Consider the following 16,747-nt stretch of genomic DNA (forward strand, 5'->3'; position numbering starts at 1 on the left):
CTCGAACGGGGACAGGGCGCCATTCTGCCAGCCGACCGGTGACGAAGGGCGCCCAAGCGACCTTCAGAAGATCCAGGCGAACACGAACAGGCCCAGCATCGCGAAGGTCAGGCCCAGCTTCAGCACCACGCCCAGCACGATGCCCAGCCAGGTGCCGAGGCCGACCTTGGCAGCCTGTCCCAGCTCGCGTCCATGCCACAGCTCGCCCACCAGCGCGCCGACGAAGGGGCCGGCGAACAGGCCGATGGGCATGAAGAACAGACCGGCGAAGGTGCCGATCACCGTGCCCCACAACGCCTTGCGGCTTGCGCCGACCCGCTGCGCCCCGATCGCGGTGGAGAAGATGTCGGCGGCGAACGACAGGGCGGTCAGCAGCCCCAGGACCACCAGCGTCACCCAGCCGATCTGCTGGAAGTCGCCCGCCCACGCCGCCAGCAGCATGCCGGCGAACACCAGCGGCAGGCCGGGCAGGGCGGGCAGGATCACGCCGGCGATGCCGACCAGGATCAGCACCACCGCTAGGGCGTAATAGAGCGTCTGGATGTCCAATCAAATCTCCTAGGGAATCAATGGGTTGCTGGGGGCTTGACTTTTCCGTTCAAGCGTTTGCATTTTGCCAAATGCCGGGTTACCGTGCGCTCGCTGCCGTTGCCAAGGTCACCGTGAATCGTGGCCTGATGGGGTAGATCCATGATCCGCTGCATCCTTGTACCTCGCTTCCTCCTTGCAACCAGCCGCCCAGCAGGCGTAACCACCACCCGTTTCAAGGAGCAAGTAGATGTCTGATCGTGAAACCGGAACCGTCAAATGGTTCAACGATGCCAAGGGCTTCGGCTTCATCAGCCGCGAGAATGGTGAAGACGTGTTCGTGCATTTCCGCGCCATCCAGACCCAGGGCTTCAAGAGCCTGAAGGAAGGCCAGAAGGTCAGCTTCACCGTCGTGCAGGGCCAGAAGGGCCTGCAGGCCGACGCCGTGCAGCCGGTCTGACGCGAAGGAAAGCCGAACCGCGCTACGGCGCGTGCTCCGCAAGAAAAAGCCCGGCAGCCGCCGGGCTTTTTCTTTGTCTGCGGGAATCAGGGGCGGATCAACGGATCACCACGCGCCCGTTCTGGATGCGGACGTAAGTGTTTTCGCGAACACCCGCGAGATCGTGCTGGTTGATCGTCACGCGACGGCCGTCGTCCATCCGGACAGTGACGTTGTAGGTGTCGCCGGTGGTGCGGTTCTGGATCGCATTGCCGGCGGCGGCGCCGGCGACGGCGCCCGCCACGGTCGACACGTTCTTGTTGCCTTCACTGCCACCGGTGCGGTCGGAGATCTGGCGACCCGCGACGGCACCGACGATGCCGCCCAGCACCGCGCCCGTGGCCGACGGGGCGCTGCGGCCCGACGGCACCACGTCGATGCGCTCCACGATGCCGCAGTCCGCGCAATACCGGTTGGCGGGTGCGGTGCCGTAACCGCCGCTGTTGTAGCCGGGCGATGTGCTGGCGCACCCTGCGAGTGCAACGGTGGCGGTCAGGCCGATGGCGAGCAGACGCATGTTCATGAGTGTCTCCTGGGATAGTGGGCCATCGCGCAATGCGGTCCCTTCGCGTCGCATGCTCCACATCGCGGCGTGAACATGACGACAATCGGGCCGCTTGCGCGGCCCGGATGTCAGCAGCGATTCAGCCGTTTGACGCGACTCAGCCGCGGAAATCCTGGTGACAGGCCTTGCAGTCGCCACCGATCTTTTCGACCAGGGCGCCGGCCGCAGCGCAGTCGGTCGGCGGCGCACTCAAGGCGGCGTCGAGATCGGCGCGGAACTGGCTGGTGTGGGTCTTGAAGCGCGCGTCGTCCGCGATGCCCGGGAAGGCCATGTCCAGGTCGTTCGCCATCGCGCGCAACGTACGCACATGGGGGATGGTGTCGGTGGCGGCGCAGCGGTTCTGCTTGACCTTGTCGGCCAGCAGCCCGGAATGCTTGGCCATCACGTGCATCACACTGTCGGGAAAGCGATCCTGCCGTGCCTGGATCGCCCGCAACGCCATGACCGTGCAGATGGCACCTACCACCAGGCCGATGAGGAACAGGAACAGGTAACGCGAAGCGGCGGACGGCTTCTTGGTCTCGGGCTGGCTGGCCATGCGGCGGGCTCCTTGTGGATGACGCCGCGATGGTACGACGCCCGTCACGGTTTGCGCCACGGCTTACACTGGTGGCATGAAGAAAGAACTCAGGGACCGGTTCGCCGGTATCGACCGGCTGTATGGCGTGGGCACAGTGGAGCGCCACGCCGCCGCGCGTGTGGCCGTGGTGGGAATGGGGGGGGTGGGCTCGTGGGTGGTGGAGGCGCTTGCGCGGTCCGGCATCGGACACCTGACGCTGATCGATGCCGACGACATCTGCGTCTCCAACACCAATCGCCAGTTGCCCGCATTGGAAGGTCACTATGGACGCAACAAGGCCGAGGCGATGGCCGAGCGCTGCCGTGCGATCAATCCGCTGATCGGCATCGACGCAGTGCCGCAATTCCTCACGTCGACCAACATGGCCGACCTGCTGGATCGCGGATTCGATCTGGTGCTCGATGCGTGCGACAGTTTCCGGGTCAAGGTGGAGATGATCGCCTGGTGCCGTCGGCGCAAGCTGCCGATCGTGGTGTCGGGATCCGCCGGCGGCCGCACCGACCCTACGCAGATCCGGCTGCGCGATCTGTCGCGCACCGAACACGACGCGTTGCTGGCGCTGGTACGCAAGAAACTCCGCGCCGAGTTCAACTTCCCGAAGAACAAGGACCGCTACTTCGGCGTGCAGGCGGTCTATTCGCTCGAGAACGTCAAGTATCCACAAGCCGATGGCAGCGTCTGCGGCCTGCGTCCGCAACTGGGCGCGGATGTCGCGCTGAAGCTCGACTGCGGCGTCGGCCTGGGTGCGGCCACCCACATCACCGGCGCCTTCGCGTTCGCAATGGTGGGCAAGGCGCTGGAACTGCTGGCCAAGCCGGCGAGAGCAAGCGTCAGTCGGACGCCAGATTGAACAGCCTCTCGGCGTTGCGCGTCGTTGCCGCGGCGATCTCGGCGGGTGACTGGTCGCGAAGTCCTGCGATCACCTCGCATACCGCCGACAGTCGCGAGGGCTCGTTGCGCTGTCCGCGGATGCCGGCATCCGGCTGGTCCGGCGCGTCGGTCTCCAGCAGCAGGAACTCGAGCGGCATGGTGCGGGCGAGCGTGCGCAGGCGGTTCGCGCGTTCGTAGGTGACCGGCCCGCCCAAGCCGATCAGGAAGCCCGACTGCCACAGCTGGCGCGCCTGCTCCGGGCTGCCGGAGAAACTGTGCACGACGCCGCGAAGAGGGCCCACGCGCTTGATCGAAGCGATGACCGCGTCCACTGCTCGCCGCGCATGCACGATCACCGGCAGGTCGAACGCGCGCGCCAACGTCAACTGCCCGTCGAAATAGCGCCGTTGTTCGTCCGCATCCAGGCCGTCGACGAAGAAATCCAGCCCGCATTCGCCAACGGCCACCGGCCGCTCGCGTTCGATCCAGTCGCGCAGTTCGTCCAGGTGGTGCGGGCGATGCTCGCCCAAGTACATCGGATGCAGGCCGTAGGCGGGAAACAGCCCTGTATCGAGCGCACAGACATCGCGCAATTTCGCCCATGTCGAAGCCGATACGGCCGGTACGACCTGGCGCGTCACGCCCGCCGCGCGCGCCCTCGCCAGTGCCGCATCACGATCCGCGTCGAATTCGGGCGCGTCGAAATGACTGTGGCTGTCGACCAGCATGAATCAGCGCCGGGAGGGCTCGATCGAGGGCGGTGGATCCTTGCGTCGCTTCCAGTTGGCGAGCAGCAGCGTGCCCAGGCCGAACAGGATTTCGTCCACGAACGGGAATGGATCGGGCAGGAACAGCGTGATCAGGAAGAGCGAGGCGGTGATCTTGAACAAGGTCGGATAGCGCAATTTTCTCGCCCACTCGAGCAGCGGCAGCAGCAACGGGTTCGGCATGGCGGAAGTCTCATCTGCGTGTGGAACGATGTCACGCTAGCATGATCGGTGCGTCATTGAAGCGTTCATTTTTCGTTCGCTTTCGCGTGCGTTCTCGGGTGCTTTGTTCAGGTTGGCAATGGTGCAATGATGCCCAGCATGAACCGGGGCAAGCCCCCATGGAGGCAGCGATGAAGAGCAATACCACTACGATTCTGGTCGCCGTCGGCGCGCTGCTGGTCGGTGGCGTGGCCACTGCGGCCTTCCTCAAGGGAGGCGACAAGAGCCCGACGGAGGGTGGCCTGGTCACAGCGGCCGATGGCACCCTGATCGCCGATGACGTGGCGGCGACCGGCAACGAGATTCCGACGGGTACGCTGCAGTACGCCACGGTGGTGAAGGCCGATCCGATCACCAGTTCGGAAAAGTTGTACGCCACGGTGATCGGTACCGAGGCGGTGCGCGAAACCACCCACACCAGCACGCCGCGCGAGGTCTGCCAGGACGTGGTCGTGCAGGAGCGTCTGCCCGAGCGCGACGGCAACGTTGGCGGCACCGTGGCCGGTGCGGTGATCGGTGGCCTGCTCGGCAATCAGGTGGGCGGCGGCAACGGCAAGAAGGCGGCGACGGTCGCCGGCGCCGTGGCGGGCGGCGCCATCGGTAACCAGGTCGACAAGCGCCACGTGGGTGGTCGCGTGGTCAATCGCACCGAGCGCCAGTGCCATACCGAGAATGCGACGTCCGAGTCTTCTCGGGTTACCGGCTACAACGTGACCTATCGCAATCCCGACGGTTCCACAGGGACGATGCGCATGGACAGCAAGCCGGGTAACCGTATCGCGATGGGTACGACGGACAAGGTCATCGGTTATGACGTGACCTACCGTTTCGACGGACAGGACAAGACCATCCGTCTGGACCAGAAGCCGGGCGACCGCCTGCCGGTGATCGACGGCCAGGTGGTGACGCAGACCGCCAGCGTCGACGCGCCCGGCAAGGGCTGACGCGTCGGCCCCGCGAGGGCCTGCGTTTCAACGTGGCACCCCGCAAAGGCCGGCGTTTCGCCGGCCTTTGCTTTGCGGACTGGCGCTTACCGCTGCCGAGGGGTGCCGCATACAATGCGGTGAACGACTCCCGCCGGTTGAAGCGCAATGGCCCTGAATCCGTACGACCTGTTCGATGTCCGTTCCCTCCTGAGCGAAGAGGAGCGCGCCGTGCAGGACGCGGTGGCCCGCTTCACCGACGAGCGCGTGCGCCCCCTCATCGGCGACGCCTTCGACCAGGGCCGGTTCCCCAAGGAACTCGTGCCGGAAATCGCGGAACTGGGCCTGCTGGGCTCCTCGCTGCCGGAAAAGTACGGCTGTGCCGGCCTCAACGCGGTCAGCTACGGCCTGATCTGCCAGGAACTGGAGCGTGGCGACAGTGGCATCCGCAGCTTTGTCAGCGTGCAGTCCTCACTGTGCATGTATCCCATCTACGCCTATGGCAGCGAAGAGCAGCGCCAGCGCTGGTTGCCCGACATGGCGGCGGGCAAGGTCATCGGTTGCTTCGGCCTGACCGAGCCGCATGGCGGCTCCGATCCGGCCAACATGAAAACCCATGCACGCCGCGATGGCGACGACTGGGTGATCAATGGCTCCAAGATGTGGATCACCAACGGCAACCTGGCCGACATCGCCATCGTCTGGGCGCAGACCGACGACGGCATCCAGGGCTTCCTGATCGAAAAGGGCACGCCGGGCTTCACCGCCCAGGAGATCAAGCACAAGATGAGCCTGCGCGCCTCGGTGACCAGTGCGCTGTTCTTCGACAACGTGCGCCTGCCCGACAGCAGCCGTCTACCGAACGTCAAGGGCCTCAAGGGTCCGCTGGGTTGCCTGACGCAGGCCCGCTACGGCATCACCTGGGGGCCGATCGGCGCCGCCATCGCCTGCCTGGACGAGGTGCTGGCCTATACGAAGGAACGCATCCTGTTCGACCGCCCGGTAGCGGCGACGCAGAGCGCGCAGATCAAGATGGCCGAGATGGCCCGCCGCATCACGCTGGCGCAGTTGCTGTCGCTGCAGCTGGGTCGCCTGAAGGATGCCGGGACCATGGCGCCGTCGCAGGTCTCGCTGGCGAAGTGGAACAACTGCCGCATGGCGATCGACATCGCGCGCGAATGCCGCGACCTGCTGGGTGGCGCGGGCATCACTACAGAACATGCCGCCATCCGCCATGCCCTGAACCTGGAATCGGTCATCACCTACGAGGGCACGGAAACCGTGCACCAGCTGGTGATCGGCCGCGAACTGACGGGCATCAACGCCTTTTGACGTCGGGCCTCCCGAACGGGAGTGAGGTGCGGGGAACGTCGAGCGTCGCCGCTCGTGATGCGTCCGGTCTTTCTGGGGGGATGGTGCGGTATCGATGGACCTTTCCAGTCTCCAGCTTGAAACTCCGCGTCTGCTGCTGCGCCTGCCGCGGCGGGACGACTACGAAGCCTGGGCGGCATTCGCCGCCGACGAGGAGGCCACGCGCTATATCGGCGGCACGCTGGCACGTTCGCCGGCATGGCGCAGTCTGGCGGCGACGCTCGGTAGCTGGCATCTGCAGGGCTTCGGCATGTTCTCGGTGATCGAGAAGGCGAGCGGTCGCTGGGTGGGGCGCGTAGGTCCGTGGCAGCCTGAGGGTTGGCCGGGAACGGAAGTGGGCTGGAGCATCGCCCGCGAAGCTTGGGGTCGGGGCTATGCGCCCGAAGCGGCGTTGGTCAGCATCGGCTGGGCGTTCGATCATCTGGGCTGGAGCGAGGTCATCCATACCATCGATCCGCAGAACGCCAATTCCAAGGCCGTGGCCGCCAAGTTGGGTTCCGGCTACCTGCGCATGGATCGGCTTCCCGAACCGCATCACGAGAAGCCGGTCGAGGTCTGGGGCCAGACGCGGACGCAGTGGCGAGCACGCGGGGTCACGAACCCGTGACACCGACCTCCGCGCTGCACGCAGGCCTGCACGACGCCATGCCTGAGCTGGCGCGGACGCTGCGCGATCCCTGGTGGATCATCGGCAGTGCCGCGATGGCGCTTGCCGGCGTGCCCGACGTAGCGCCGCAGGATATCGATGTGCTGTGCAGCCGGGCGGACGCCATCAGGCTACAGGCGGCGTGGGCGCCGCATGTCGATCCCGCCTACCGGCCACAGGACGGCTCGCGCTTCCGTTCCACGTTCGCGCGCTTCGCCCACCTGCCGATGCCGCTGGAAGTCATGGGCGCGCTGGACGTGATGACGGCAGGCGATTGGCAGCCGCTGCGGGTGCTGCACGACCTGCGTGTCGACGTCGGCGGGTATCCCCTCCGCGTGCCGACACTTGCCGAGCAGCAACGCATCTTCATCCTGTTCGGCCGGGCGAAGGATCTCGCCAAGGCCGGCCGTATCGCCAATTTCCTGGAGCACAGCCATGTCGCCTGAGCCCGTCAGCGTCTACGGCATGTCCACGTCGGGCAACTGCCACAAGGTGCGCCTGCTACTCGAACAGCTGGGGCGTCCTTACGATTGGGTCGAGATCGACAGTGCGAACGGCGCGACGCGCACGCCCGAGTACCTAGCGAAGAATCCCAACGGCAAGGTGCCGATGCTGGAGCGTCCCGATGGCGGCATCCTGGTCGAATCGAACGCCATCCTGTGCTGGCTCGCCGACGGCACCTCGTTTCTGCCCGCCGATGCGTGGCAGCGTGCGCAGGCGTTGAGCTGGCTGTTCTTCGAACAGTACAGCCACGAGCCCTACATCGCGGTCGCACGCTTCATCCGTGGCTGGACGCCGCTGGATTCGCCACGCCGCGCCGACCTGCCGCGCCTGGTGGAGCGGGGAAGCCAGGCATTGGCCGTCATGGAAAAGCATCTGCAGGGCGCCCGCTGGTTCAACGGTCCCGAGTACGGCGTGGCCGACATCGCACTGTTCGCCTACACGCACTGCGCGGACGACGGCGGTTTCGACCTGTCCGCGTATCCCCGCATTACCGACTGGCTGGCGCGCGTGCGCGCCACGCCGGCGTTCGTTCCCATGCCGGGTGTCAGCGACGAGGTCGCGTTGCGCCTGGCGTCTTCCCGATCCTGAGCGAGCATATGACTGCAAACCCGATTCCGGCCCGCATGAAGGGCCTCAACCGCGCCGAGATCTGCGACCAGAACTTCATCGAGTTCGTGAAGGAGTGGAGCGGACACGTCGGTGCGAAGCCAGTGCCCGGCGACGCCGTCCTGCCGGGTAGTGCGCTGGATGCGACGGGCTTCATCGAATTGCTGGAATCCCAGCTGATCTCGCGCCATCTCGATCTGATGGCGCGCGTGCTGCGCGTGCAGAACAAGGTCTTCTACACCATCGGCAGTTCCGGCCACGAAGGCAACGCGATGGTCGCGCGGCTGACGCGACATACCGATCCGGCGTTCCTGCACTACCGCAGCGGCGGCTTCATGGCCGAGCGCTTCCGCAAGCTGCCGGGCATGGATCCGGTGATGGATTCGGCGCTGAGCTTCGCCGCGAGCGCGGAGGATCCCGCGTCCGGCGGACGCCACAAGGTGTGGGGCAGCAAGCCGTTGTGGGTGCTGCCGCAGACCTCGACCATCGCTTCCCACCTGCCGAAGGCGCTGGGCACGGCGGTGGCGATCGAACAGGCGCGCCGCATCGGCCATGCGCTGCCGATCCCCGACGACAGCATTGCGATCTGTTCGTTCGGCGACGCTTCGAGCAACCATGCCACGGCGCAGACCGCCTTCAATGCGGCGGCCTGGACCGCGTACCAGAAGCTCCCCGCGCCGGTCCTGTTCGTGTGCGAGGACAACGGCATCGGCATTTCGGTGAAGACGCCCGACGGCTGGATCGGCCGGAATTTCCGCGACCGCAAGGACCTGGACTATTTCCACGCCGATGGCCTGGATCTGGCGACGGGTTATGGCCAGGTGCAGGCGGCGGTCGAGCATTGCCGCCGCACGCGCCGCCCGACCTTCCTGCATCTGCGCACCACGCGGATCATGGGGCACGCCGGCACCGACTTCGAAATCGAATGGCGTCCGCTGGAGGAACTCTGCGCGGTGGAGGCAACCGATCCATTGCTGCGTTCGGCGGCGATCGCGCTGGAGTCCGGCCTGCTGTCGAAGGACGCGCTGCTGGCGTTGTACGAGACCACGCGTAAGCGCTGCTTCGCCGCCGCCGAGGACGCCGATGCCCGTCCGCGCATCACCACGCTGGAGCACGTGATGGCACCGCTGGCGCCGTACACGCCGGCCGCCGTGGCGGAGGAGGCGATGCGCGTGGCGCCGCACGAAAAGCGCGTCGCCGCCTTCGGCAGCGAGGACAAGCTGCCGGAGAAGCTGCCGCCGCGCCATCTGGCCATCCAGATCAATAACGCGTTGCACGACCTGTTCTGCAAGTATCCCGAGACGCTGCTGTTCGGCGAGGACGTGGCGCAGAAGGGCGGCGTGTACACGGTGACCAAGGGCCTGCAGAAGGCCTTCAAGGGCAGCCGCGTGTTCAACACGCTGCTCGACGAAACGATGATCCTCGGCATGGCGCAGGGCTACGCCAACCTGGGCATGCTGCCGATCCCGGAGATCCAGTACCTGGCCTACTTCCACAACGCCTGCGACCAGATCCGCGGCGAGGCCGCCAGCCTGCAGTTCTTCAGCAACAACCAGTACCGCAATCCGATGGTGGTGCGCATGGCGGGACTGGGGTACCAGCGCGGATTCGGCGGCCACTTCCACAACGACAACTCGATCACGGCCCTTCGCGACATCCCGGGCCTCGTCGTGGGCTGCCCGTCGCGCGGCGACGATGCCGCCAGGATGCTGCGTACGCTGGCGGCGCTGGCGAAAGTCGATGGCCGGGTGACGGTGTTCCTGGAGCCGATCGCGCTGTACATGACCAAGGACCTGCACGAAGCCGGCGACGGGCAGTGGCTGTTCCCGTATCCGCCGCAGGACGAAGCGATGCCGCTGGGGGAAGGCCGCGTCTATGACACGGACGCGGACGACCTGGTCATCTTCACCTACGGCAACGGCGTGCCGATGAGCCTGCGCGCCGCGCGCAGCATCGAGAAGAGGCACGGCTGGAAGGTGCGCGTGGTCGACCTGCGCTGGCTGGTACCGCTCAACGCCGACTTCATCGCCGCGCAGGCGAAGACGGCAAGGCGAATCCTGATCGTCGACGAAGGCCGTCATGCCGCCGGCGTGGGCGAAGGCGTCATCACCGCCATCGCGGAAGCGGGCTACCTTGCCCGGCCGTTCCAGCGCGTGGTGGGTGCGGACACCTACACACCGCTGGCGGGCGCGGCGTTCCTGGTGCTGCCGGGCGACGAGGATATCGTCGCGGCCGCGGACCGGCTGGCATGATGGGCATCCCCACGTACTGAGGAACGGACATGTCCACGCACCGCATCGGCCTCATCATCGGCAGCCTGCGTGCCGGCTCCTTCAACCGCCAGCTGGCCGGCGCCCTTCAGGCCCTGGCGGGAGACCGCTTCGCGTTCGAGGAGATCGGCATCCGCGATCTTCCGCTGTACGACCAGGATGACGATGCGGACTTCCCGGCGGCTGGCCTGCGCTTCAAGCGGCAGGTGGAAGCCTGCGACGCGTTGCTGTTCGTCACGCCGGAATACAACCGCTCCATCCCGGGGGTGTTGAAGAACGCCATCGATATCGGCTCGCGGCCGGGCGGCAGCAATTCGTTCGGTGGAAAGAGGGCAGGCGTGATCGGCACGTCGCCCGGTGCGCACGGCACGGTGTCGGCCCAACAGCATTTGCGCAATGTGCTGGCAGCGGTGGACGTCGCGGTGCTGCCGCAGCCCGAGATCGCCATCCAGTACCGCGAGGGCCAGATCGACGCCGACGGCGCCATCGCGGACGAGCGTCTGCGCAAGCGGCTGCAGCTGTTCCTCGATCGTTTCGAGGCCTGGCTGGCCTGATCAGCCGGGAAGCAGCAGCGCCAGGCCATCGCGCAGGCGCTGCAACGGACGCCGGTCCATGGGCCGTTCGTCCGCCAGTGCGCGCGCCAGCACACGCCGGAACGGCGTCAGCCGCCGACCGGCACGCAGCACGGTTTCGCGCACGACGCGTGCGGGTGCATGGTCGTTGGTGTACAGCTCGACGATCGCCCGGGTGGCCAGGTACAGCGGGCGTGATCCCCGGCGATGCCGGTGTTCGTAACGGGCCAGACCTTCGGCGCACCCCAGGTCACCGCCGCACTTCAAGGCTTCGCGCGCCGTGTCGGCCAGCCGTTCCACACTGCCGAGTCCGAGATTGAAACCGTGCGCCGTCACCGGATGCATGCCGACGGCTGCGTCGCCCACCAGGGCGAAGCGGCGACCGACGAAGCGTCGTGCGTAGACGCCGACCAGCGGATACACATGGCGGCTGCTTTCCAGTCGCATGTGGCCGAGGCGATGGCCATAGCGCTGTTCCATTTCGCGTGCGAAAGCGTCGGCATCGAGCGCCGCGAGCCGCCTGGCCGCGCTGTCGGGCAGGGTCACGACGGCCGAGGCCAGATGCTCCTGCAGCGGCAGCAGTGCGAGGGTCTGGCCGTGGCCGAACCATTCCCACGCCACGCCCTGGTGCGGCTGTTCGTGGTGCATCCGGCAGACCAGCATGCTCTTGCCGAAGTCGTGCTGGTCCGCGCCGATGCCCATCGCGCGGCGCGTTTCGGAGAAGCGGCTGTCGGCCGCGACCAGCAGGGGCGCTTCCAGCCGCAGGCCATCCCCCAGCGTCACGCAGGCATGATCGTCGGCGGTGCGGACGGTGTGGATGCGTGCGCCGTCGAACAGGTCCAGTCCCGGCAGGTCGCGAACCGCCTTCCATGCGGCCTCGCGGATGCGGTGATTCGGTACCAGCCTACCCAGCTCGGGCTTGCCGGCCAGGTCGGCATCGATGCGCATGTCGTGCAGGCAGTCGCCCTCCATCACGCGCGCTGCACGTAGCGGCGAACAGGCGTCGTCCGGCAGGTGCTGCCAGATGCCGAGGTCGCGCAGCTGCCGCATCGAGGCGTGGGTCAGCGCGATTTCGCGGCCATCGAAGGCGGGCTCGGCGATCGCTGCGCGCGGCTGCCGCTCCACCAGCGCCACTTTCAGGTCGAGATCGCACAGGGCTTTGGCCAGGCACAGGCCGGCCGGTCCGGCACCGATGATGATGACGTCGTGGTGCATGCGCATGTCCTCGTGCCGGGGTAACCGCAGTTTAGGCACGTGCGTTCTGGCGTCATTGACATGGATCAATCGACGCGCGGAAAGGGCTCAGCGGCGCAGGCCGTCCAGCAGGGGTTGCCGAAGGAGCGGATGGCCGTCGGCCACCAGGCCGGTACCGGCGTGGTCCAGCGGCATGACGGCGAGCAGCGTGCAGCCTTCGCCGTCGCGCGCCACGCACGCGACCTCGCCGACATCGCGTTCGTCCTCCCGCACCGGGACGCCGTCGCCGACCACGCCATCGGCCAGGAAGCATTGCAGGGAGCGTTTGGCCTTGCCGAGGAAATGGGTGCGCGCGACGATTTCCTGCCCCGGGTAGCAGCCCTTCTTGACGCTGTAGGCGGACAGCCGGTCGAGTGCGAGCTGTTGCGGCGTCCATTGCTCGCGCTGGGAAGCAGGCAGGCGGGGCAAGCCATGGCGCAGGTCGGCGACCTGCCAGGCGGCCCGCGACGCCGGATCCTCGGCGGCGGCAGGGCCGATGCGCCAGGTGCGCGGCCCGCCATCGGCACCGAGATCGAATTCGAGCGCGTCGTCCATCGAATCCATTACGGCGCCCGATGCGCGCGCGGGTGCGGCGAACGTGGCATTGACGGCGATGCCGGTCGGGACGTCGATCTTCAACTTTCGTCTAAACACGAATCGCCGCAGCGCCTCGGCAAAGGGATCGGCGGGGTAGTCGGGCAGCACAAGCCACAGCGTGTCGTCCGTCCTCCTGGCCAGCGCGAACACCGCGATGACGCGCCCCTTGGGCGTCAGCCACGCATTCCACTGCCAATGTCCGGGCGCGAGCGAAACGACATCGTTGGCGAACTGTGCGTGCGCAAATGCCACGGCATCCGGGCCTTCCAGCACCACCAGCGCGTGGTCGGGCAGGGCGAAAACGGAGGGACTGGTACGGGAAAGGTTGTCAGCCAAGGGGGCGGGGATTAAAATTTTGTGCGTTGCGAGACCGCCATGATAGGTCAAACTCCCCCGATTCCCGACCCTGATCCCGGAACACAGCCGTCCGAAACCTCACCGCCGACACCGGGCGAAGGGGCGACAGGCGCGGTCGTGCAGAAGGAGATCGGTGGCCGCGACGGGCCCGAGCCCACCCGTTACGGGGATTGGGAAAAGAACGGACGCTGCATCGATTTCTGAGCAGTGCACGTAAAGCCAACGCGGTCCTGACCGCCCAGCCGAGACAACGAGCGCAACGAATGGCGACTCCACAACGTCCGCTTTCCCCCCATCTCCAGGTCTACCGGTGGCAGATCCAGATGGTGACGTCCATCCTGCATCGCGCCACGGGCGTCATCCTCGCCGGCGGTGCCTTGGTGATCACCGCAGGCCTGGTGGCGCTGATGATCGGCCCCGATGCCTGGAACTGCGTCACCGGCCTCGCCGGTGCCTGGTACGGCCAGCTGTTCCTGTTTGGCTGGACCTGGGCCTTCGCTTACCACCTGTGCAACGGTATCCGCCACATCGTGCAGGACTTCGCCATCGGCTACCGCATCGCCACGTTCGTGCGCAGCAGCTGGCTGTCGGTGATCGGCAGCCTGATCATCACCGCCCTGGTGTGGGCCTATGTACTGCTGGGAGGTGGCGCGTGAGCGACTTCCGTACCCCCATCAAGAACGCGCGCGGCCTGGGTTCGGCGAAGACCGGCACCGAGCACTTCGTGCACCAGCGCCTGACCGCCACCGCGCTGGTCGTGCTGACGATCTGGTTCCTGGTGTTCGTGCTGAGCCTGGCCGGCGCCGACTACGTCACCGCCACCGCCGCCATCGCCAAGCCGTGGAACGCCATGCTGCTGGTCGGCTTCCTGGTCGCCATGTTCTGGCATGCGCAACTGGGCCTGCAGGTCATCCTGGAAGACTACATCCACAACTCGCTGCTCGCCCTCGCCGTGCAGACCACTGTCAAGTTCATCGCCGTGCTGGGCGCCATCGTGAGCGTCTTCGCCGTGGCCCGCATCGCGTTGGGGAATTGAGCCGCATGTCCGCTTACAAGATCACCGAACACAAGTACGACATGGTCGTGGTGGGCGCCGGCGGTGCCGGCCTTCGCGCGACCTTCGGTCTGGCCGCCAAGGGCCTGCAGACCGTCTGCCTGACCAAGGTCTTCCCGACCCGCTCGCACACCGTGGCGGCGCAGGGCGGTATCTCCGCCGCGCTCGGCAACATGGGCGAGGACGACTGGCGCTACCACTTCTACGACACCATCAAGGGCTCGGACTGGCTGGGCGACCAGGACGCCATCGAGTACATGTGCCGCGAGGCCATCCCGGCCATCATCGAGCTGGAGCACTACGGCGTGCCGTTCTCGCGCACCGAGGAGGGCAAGATCTACCAGCGTCCGTTCGGCGGCATGACGACCAGGTACGGCGAGGGCCCGCCGGCGCAACGTACCTGCGCCGCGGCCGACCGCACCGGCCACGCGATGCTGCATACGCTGTACCAGCAGTCGCTGGCGCACGACGCACGCTTCATGGTCGAGTACTTCGCGCTGGACCTGATCTTCGACGAAGAAGGCGCCTGCCGCGGCGTGCTGGCGCTGGACATGGCCACGGGCACGCTGCACCTGTTCCGCGCCCATGGCGTGGTGCTGGCGACCGGCGGCTACGGCCGCGCGTACTTCTCGGCGACCTCGGCCCATACCTGCACCGGCGACGGTGGCGGCATGGTGATGCGCGCCGGCCTGCCGATGCAGGACATGGAGTTCGTGCAGTTCCACCCCACCGGCATCTACGGTGCGGGCTGCCTGATCACCGAGGGCGTCCGCGGCGAAGGCGGCATCCTGCGCAACAGCAACGGCGAGCGCTTCATGGAGCGCTACGCACCGCACTACAAGGACCTGGCTTCGCGCGACGTGGTCAGCCGCTCGATGACCATCGAGATCCGCGAAGGCCGTGGCGTCGGCGAGCACAAGGACCACATCCTGCTCGACCTGACCCACCTGGGCCCGGAAGTCATCAACGAGAAGCTGCCCGGCATCGCCGAAAGCGCCCACATCTTCGCGGGTGTCGACGTGACCAAGCAGCCGATCCCGGTCATCCCGACCGTGCACTACAACATGGGTGGCATCCCGACCAACTACCACGGCGAAGTCGTGCGCAAGGTCGGCGACAACCCGGACGCCGTGGTGCCCGGCCTGTACGCGATCGGCGAAGCCGCCTGCGTGTCGGTGCACGGCGCCAATCGCCTGGGCTCGAATTCGCTGCTCGACCTGGTGGTGTTCGGTCGCGCGGTGGCCAACCGCTGCGCCGAGACCATCAAGAGCGGTGCCGCGCACAAGCCGCTGGCGGGCGACGCCTGCGACAAGGCGCTGTCGCACCTGGACAAGCTGCGCAACGCCAACGGCGACACGCCCACCTCGGTGATCCGCGACAACATGCAGCGCACGATGCAGGCGGACGCGGCGGTGTTCCGCACCAGCAAGACGCTAAAGGAAGGCTGCGACAAGATGGCCGACATCTTCTCCAGCTTCCAGGACGTCAAGGTCAGCGACCGTTCGCTGATCTGGAACTCGGACCTGATCGAGACCTACGAGCTGCACAACCTGCTGCTCAGCGCGGTGGCCACGATCAACTCGGCCGAGCAGCGCCACGAAAGCCGCGGTGCGCATGCGCACGAGGACTTCCCGGAGCGCGACGACGTCAACTGGCAGAAGCACACGCTGGTCAACGTCGCCGATGACGGAAAGTGCAGCTTCGATTTCCGCCCCGTGCACATGTACACGCTCAGCAAGGACGTGGATGTGGTGCCGCCCAAGCCGCGCGTTTACTGAGCCCGGGAGACCTGACACATGGCCGAATTTTCGCTCCCGAAGAACTCGCGCGTCACCAAGGGCAAGCACTTCCCCGCGAAGGGCGCCAAGCACGTGCGCACCTTCAAGGTGTACCGCTGGAACCCGGACGACGGCGCCAATCCGCGCACCGACACGTACGAGATCGATCTCGACAAGTGCGGTCCGATGGTCCTGGACGCGCTGATCAAGATCAAGAACGAGATCGATCCCACGCTGACGTTCCGTCGCTCCTGCCGCGAGGGCATCTGCGGTTCGTGCGCGATGAACATCGATGGCACCAACACGCTGGCCTGCACCAAGGCCATCGGCGACTGCACCAAGGCGGAAGTGCCGATCTATCCGTTGCCGCACATGGACGTGGTGAAGGACCTGGTGCCGGACCTGACCCACTTCTACGCGCAGTACGCGTCGATCAAGCCGTGGATCCGCACGCAGACCCCGGCGCCGCCCGACCGCGAGCGCCTGCAGTCACCGGAAGACCGCAAGAAGCTGGATGGCCTGTACGAGTGCATCCTGTGCGCCTGCTGCTCGACCAGCTGCCCGAGCTACTGGTGGAACGGCGAGCGCTACCTGGGTCCGGCGATCCTGCTGCAGGCCTACCGCTGGATCATCGACTCGCGCGACGAGGACACCGGTGCGCGCCTGGACGATCTGGAAGATCCGTTCAAGCTGTATCGCTGCCACACCATCATGAACTGCGCGCGGACCTGCCCGAAGGGGTTGAATCCCGCGCTCGCGATCGCCGAGATCAAGAAGCTGATGATGGCGCGTCGCGCCTGACCGC

Annotated in this window: 21 protein-coding genes; 14 read left to right on the forward strand and 7 right to left on the reverse strand. The window is 66.6% G+C overall.

The annotated features are described in order from the left end of the window. Window positions 1-63: 63 nt before the first annotated feature. Window positions 64-549, reverse strand: coding sequence for a DUF456 domain-containing protein (locus tag AC1Q5B_RS17050; RefSeq protein WP_492632667.1), 486 nt, complete (start codon window positions 547-549; stop codon window positions 64-66). 229 nt (window positions 550-778) lie between these two features. Here AC1Q5B_RS17050 and AC1Q5B_RS17055 point away from each other — a divergent pair, with 229 nt between their 5' ends. Continuing rightward, a complete protein-coding gene (locus AC1Q5B_RS17055) occupies window positions 779-988 on the forward strand; it encodes a cold-shock protein (protein ID WP_055944114.1) in 210 nt (69 codons plus the stop codon). 97 nt (window positions 989-1,085) lie between these two features. Here the strand turns inward: AC1Q5B_RS17055 and AC1Q5B_RS17060 are convergent, their stop codons facing one another. Both AC1Q5B_RS17060 and AC1Q5B_RS17065 read right to left on the reverse strand, forming a co-directional pair. Next, entirely contained in the window at window positions 1,086-1,550 is a 465-nt protein-coding gene (locus tag AC1Q5B_RS17060) for a glycine zipper 2TM domain-containing protein (protein WP_492632668.1), read from the reverse strand. A 139-nt stretch (window positions 1,551-1,689) separates the two neighbouring features. Continuing rightward, complete coding sequence (locus AC1Q5B_RS17065; protein ID WP_492632669.1) at window positions 1,690-2,130, reverse strand: cytochrome c; 441 nt, start codon at window positions 2,128-2,130, stop codon at window positions 1,690-1,692. 76 nt (window positions 2,131-2,206) lie between these two features. Between AC1Q5B_RS17065 and AC1Q5B_RS17070 the strand changes: the two genes are divergently transcribed. Then, window positions 2,207-3,022, forward strand: a complete 816-nt coding sequence (locus tag AC1Q5B_RS17070; RefSeq protein ID WP_492632670.1) for a tRNA threonylcarbamoyladenosine dehydratase — start codon at window positions 2,207-2,209, stop codon at window positions 3,020-3,022. Here the strand turns inward: AC1Q5B_RS17070 and AC1Q5B_RS17075 are convergent. Both AC1Q5B_RS17075 and AC1Q5B_RS17080 read right to left on the reverse strand, forming a co-directional pair. Further along, a complete protein-coding gene (locus tag AC1Q5B_RS17075; RefSeq protein ID WP_492632671.1) occupies window positions 3,003-3,770 on the reverse strand; it encodes a TatD family hydrolase in 768 nt (255 codons plus the stop codon). The genes AC1Q5B_RS17070 and AC1Q5B_RS17075 overlap by 20 nt on opposite strands. 3 nt (window positions 3,771-3,773) lie before the next feature. Then, window positions 3,774-3,992 (reverse strand): DUF6116 family protein, encoded by a 219-nt coding sequence (locus AC1Q5B_RS17080; protein ID WP_492632672.1) that lies wholly within the window; start codon window positions 3,990-3,992, stop codon window positions 3,774-3,776. Window positions 3,993-4,162: 170 nt separating this feature from the next. On the opposite strand from AC1Q5B_RS17080, the gene AC1Q5B_RS17085 reads away from it, so the two are divergent. The 7 genes from AC1Q5B_RS17085 (at window position 4,163) to AC1Q5B_RS17115 (ending at window position 10,905) form a co-directional block, all read left to right on the forward strand. Beyond that, complete coding sequence (locus AC1Q5B_RS17085) at window positions 4,163-4,975, forward strand: glycine zipper 2TM domain-containing protein (protein ID WP_492632673.1); 813 nt, start codon at window positions 4,163-4,165, stop codon at window positions 4,973-4,975. Between the two features lie 147 nt (window positions 4,976-5,122). Further along, window positions 5,123-6,286: an acyl-CoA dehydrogenase family protein gene (locus AC1Q5B_RS17090; protein ID WP_492632674.1), complete on the forward strand. Its 1,164-nt coding sequence runs from the start codon at window positions 5,123-5,125 to the stop codon at window positions 6,284-6,286. A 94-nt stretch (window positions 6,287-6,380) separates the two neighbouring features. After that, on the forward strand, window positions 6,381-6,932 hold the full coding sequence (locus AC1Q5B_RS17095) for a GNAT family N-acetyltransferase (protein ID WP_492632675.1): 552 nt from the start codon (window positions 6,381-6,383) through the stop codon (window positions 6,930-6,932). Beyond that, a complete protein-coding gene (locus AC1Q5B_RS17100; protein ID WP_492632676.1) occupies window positions 6,929-7,417 on the forward strand; it encodes a nucleotidyltransferase family protein in 489 nt (162 codons plus the stop codon). The genes AC1Q5B_RS17095 and AC1Q5B_RS17100 overlap by 4 nt, the downstream gene beginning before the upstream one ends. Further along, the gene (locus AC1Q5B_RS17105; RefSeq protein WP_492632677.1) at window positions 7,407-8,063 is read left to right on the forward strand and encodes a glutathione S-transferase family protein; all 657 of its coding nucleotides are present in this window, start codon (window positions 7,407-7,409) and stop codon (window positions 8,061-8,063) included. Before AC1Q5B_RS17100 ends, AC1Q5B_RS17105 begins: the two co-directional genes overlap by 11 nt. 8 nt (window positions 8,064-8,071) lie before the next feature. Further along, window positions 8,072-10,333, forward strand: coding sequence for a thiamine pyrophosphate-dependent enzyme (locus AC1Q5B_RS17110; protein ID WP_492632678.1), 2,262 nt, complete (start codon window positions 8,072-8,074; stop codon window positions 10,331-10,333). Between the two features lie 29 nt (window positions 10,334-10,362). Then, complete coding sequence (locus AC1Q5B_RS17115; RefSeq protein ID WP_492632679.1) at window positions 10,363-10,905, forward strand: NADPH-dependent FMN reductase; 543 nt, start codon at window positions 10,363-10,365, stop codon at window positions 10,903-10,905. Here AC1Q5B_RS17115 and ubiM read toward each other — a convergent pair whose 3' ends face one another. Together ubiM and ygfZ are read right to left on the reverse strand one after the other, a co-directional pair. Beyond that, complete coding sequence (gene ubiM / locus AC1Q5B_RS17120) at window positions 10,906-12,138, reverse strand: 5-demethoxyubiquinol-8 5-hydroxylase UbiM (protein WP_492632680.1); 1,233 nt, start codon at window positions 12,136-12,138, stop codon at window positions 10,906-10,908. It lies immediately after the preceding gene. Window positions 12,139-12,225: 87 nt separating this feature from the next. Then, window positions 12,226-13,089, reverse strand: a complete 864-nt coding sequence (ygfZ, locus tag AC1Q5B_RS17125; RefSeq protein WP_492632681.1) for a CAF17-like 4Fe-4S cluster assembly/insertion protein YgfZ — start codon at window positions 13,087-13,089, stop codon at window positions 12,226-12,228. A 39-nt stretch (window positions 13,090-13,128) separates the two neighbouring features. Here ygfZ and AC1Q5B_RS17130 point away from each other — a divergent pair, with 39 nt between their 5' ends. The 5 genes from AC1Q5B_RS17130 to AC1Q5B_RS17150 are packed head-to-tail and all read left to right on the forward strand — an operon-like array spanning window position 13,129 to window position 16,743. Continuing rightward, complete coding sequence (locus AC1Q5B_RS17130) at window positions 13,129-13,314, forward strand: DUF1674 domain-containing protein (protein ID WP_492632682.1); 186 nt, start codon at window positions 13,129-13,131, stop codon at window positions 13,312-13,314. A gap of 59 nt (window positions 13,315-13,373) precedes the next feature. Further along, window positions 13,374-13,766: a succinate dehydrogenase, cytochrome b556 subunit gene (sdhC, locus tag AC1Q5B_RS17135; RefSeq protein ID WP_492632683.1), complete on the forward strand. Its 393-nt coding sequence runs from the start codon at window positions 13,374-13,376 to the stop codon at window positions 13,764-13,766. Then, a complete protein-coding gene (gene sdhD, locus AC1Q5B_RS17140) occupies window positions 13,763-14,146 on the forward strand; it encodes a succinate dehydrogenase, hydrophobic membrane anchor protein (RefSeq protein ID WP_492632684.1) in 384 nt (127 codons plus the stop codon). Before sdhC ends, sdhD begins: the two co-directional genes overlap by 4 nt. A 5-nt stretch (window positions 14,147-14,151) precedes the next feature. Continuing rightward, window positions 14,152-15,942 (forward strand): succinate dehydrogenase flavoprotein subunit, encoded by a 1,791-nt coding sequence (sdhA, locus tag AC1Q5B_RS17145; RefSeq protein WP_492632685.1) that lies wholly within the window; start codon window positions 14,152-14,154, stop codon window positions 15,940-15,942. Between the two features lie 18 nt (window positions 15,943-15,960). After that, entirely contained in the window at window positions 15,961-16,743 is a 783-nt protein-coding gene (locus AC1Q5B_RS17150; protein ID WP_277726494.1) for a succinate dehydrogenase iron-sulfur subunit, read from the forward strand. Window positions 16,744-16,747 lie beyond the last annotated feature (4 nt).

This window comes from Pseudoxanthomonas sp. GW835-FHT14C01 (genome assembly GCF_058793715.1).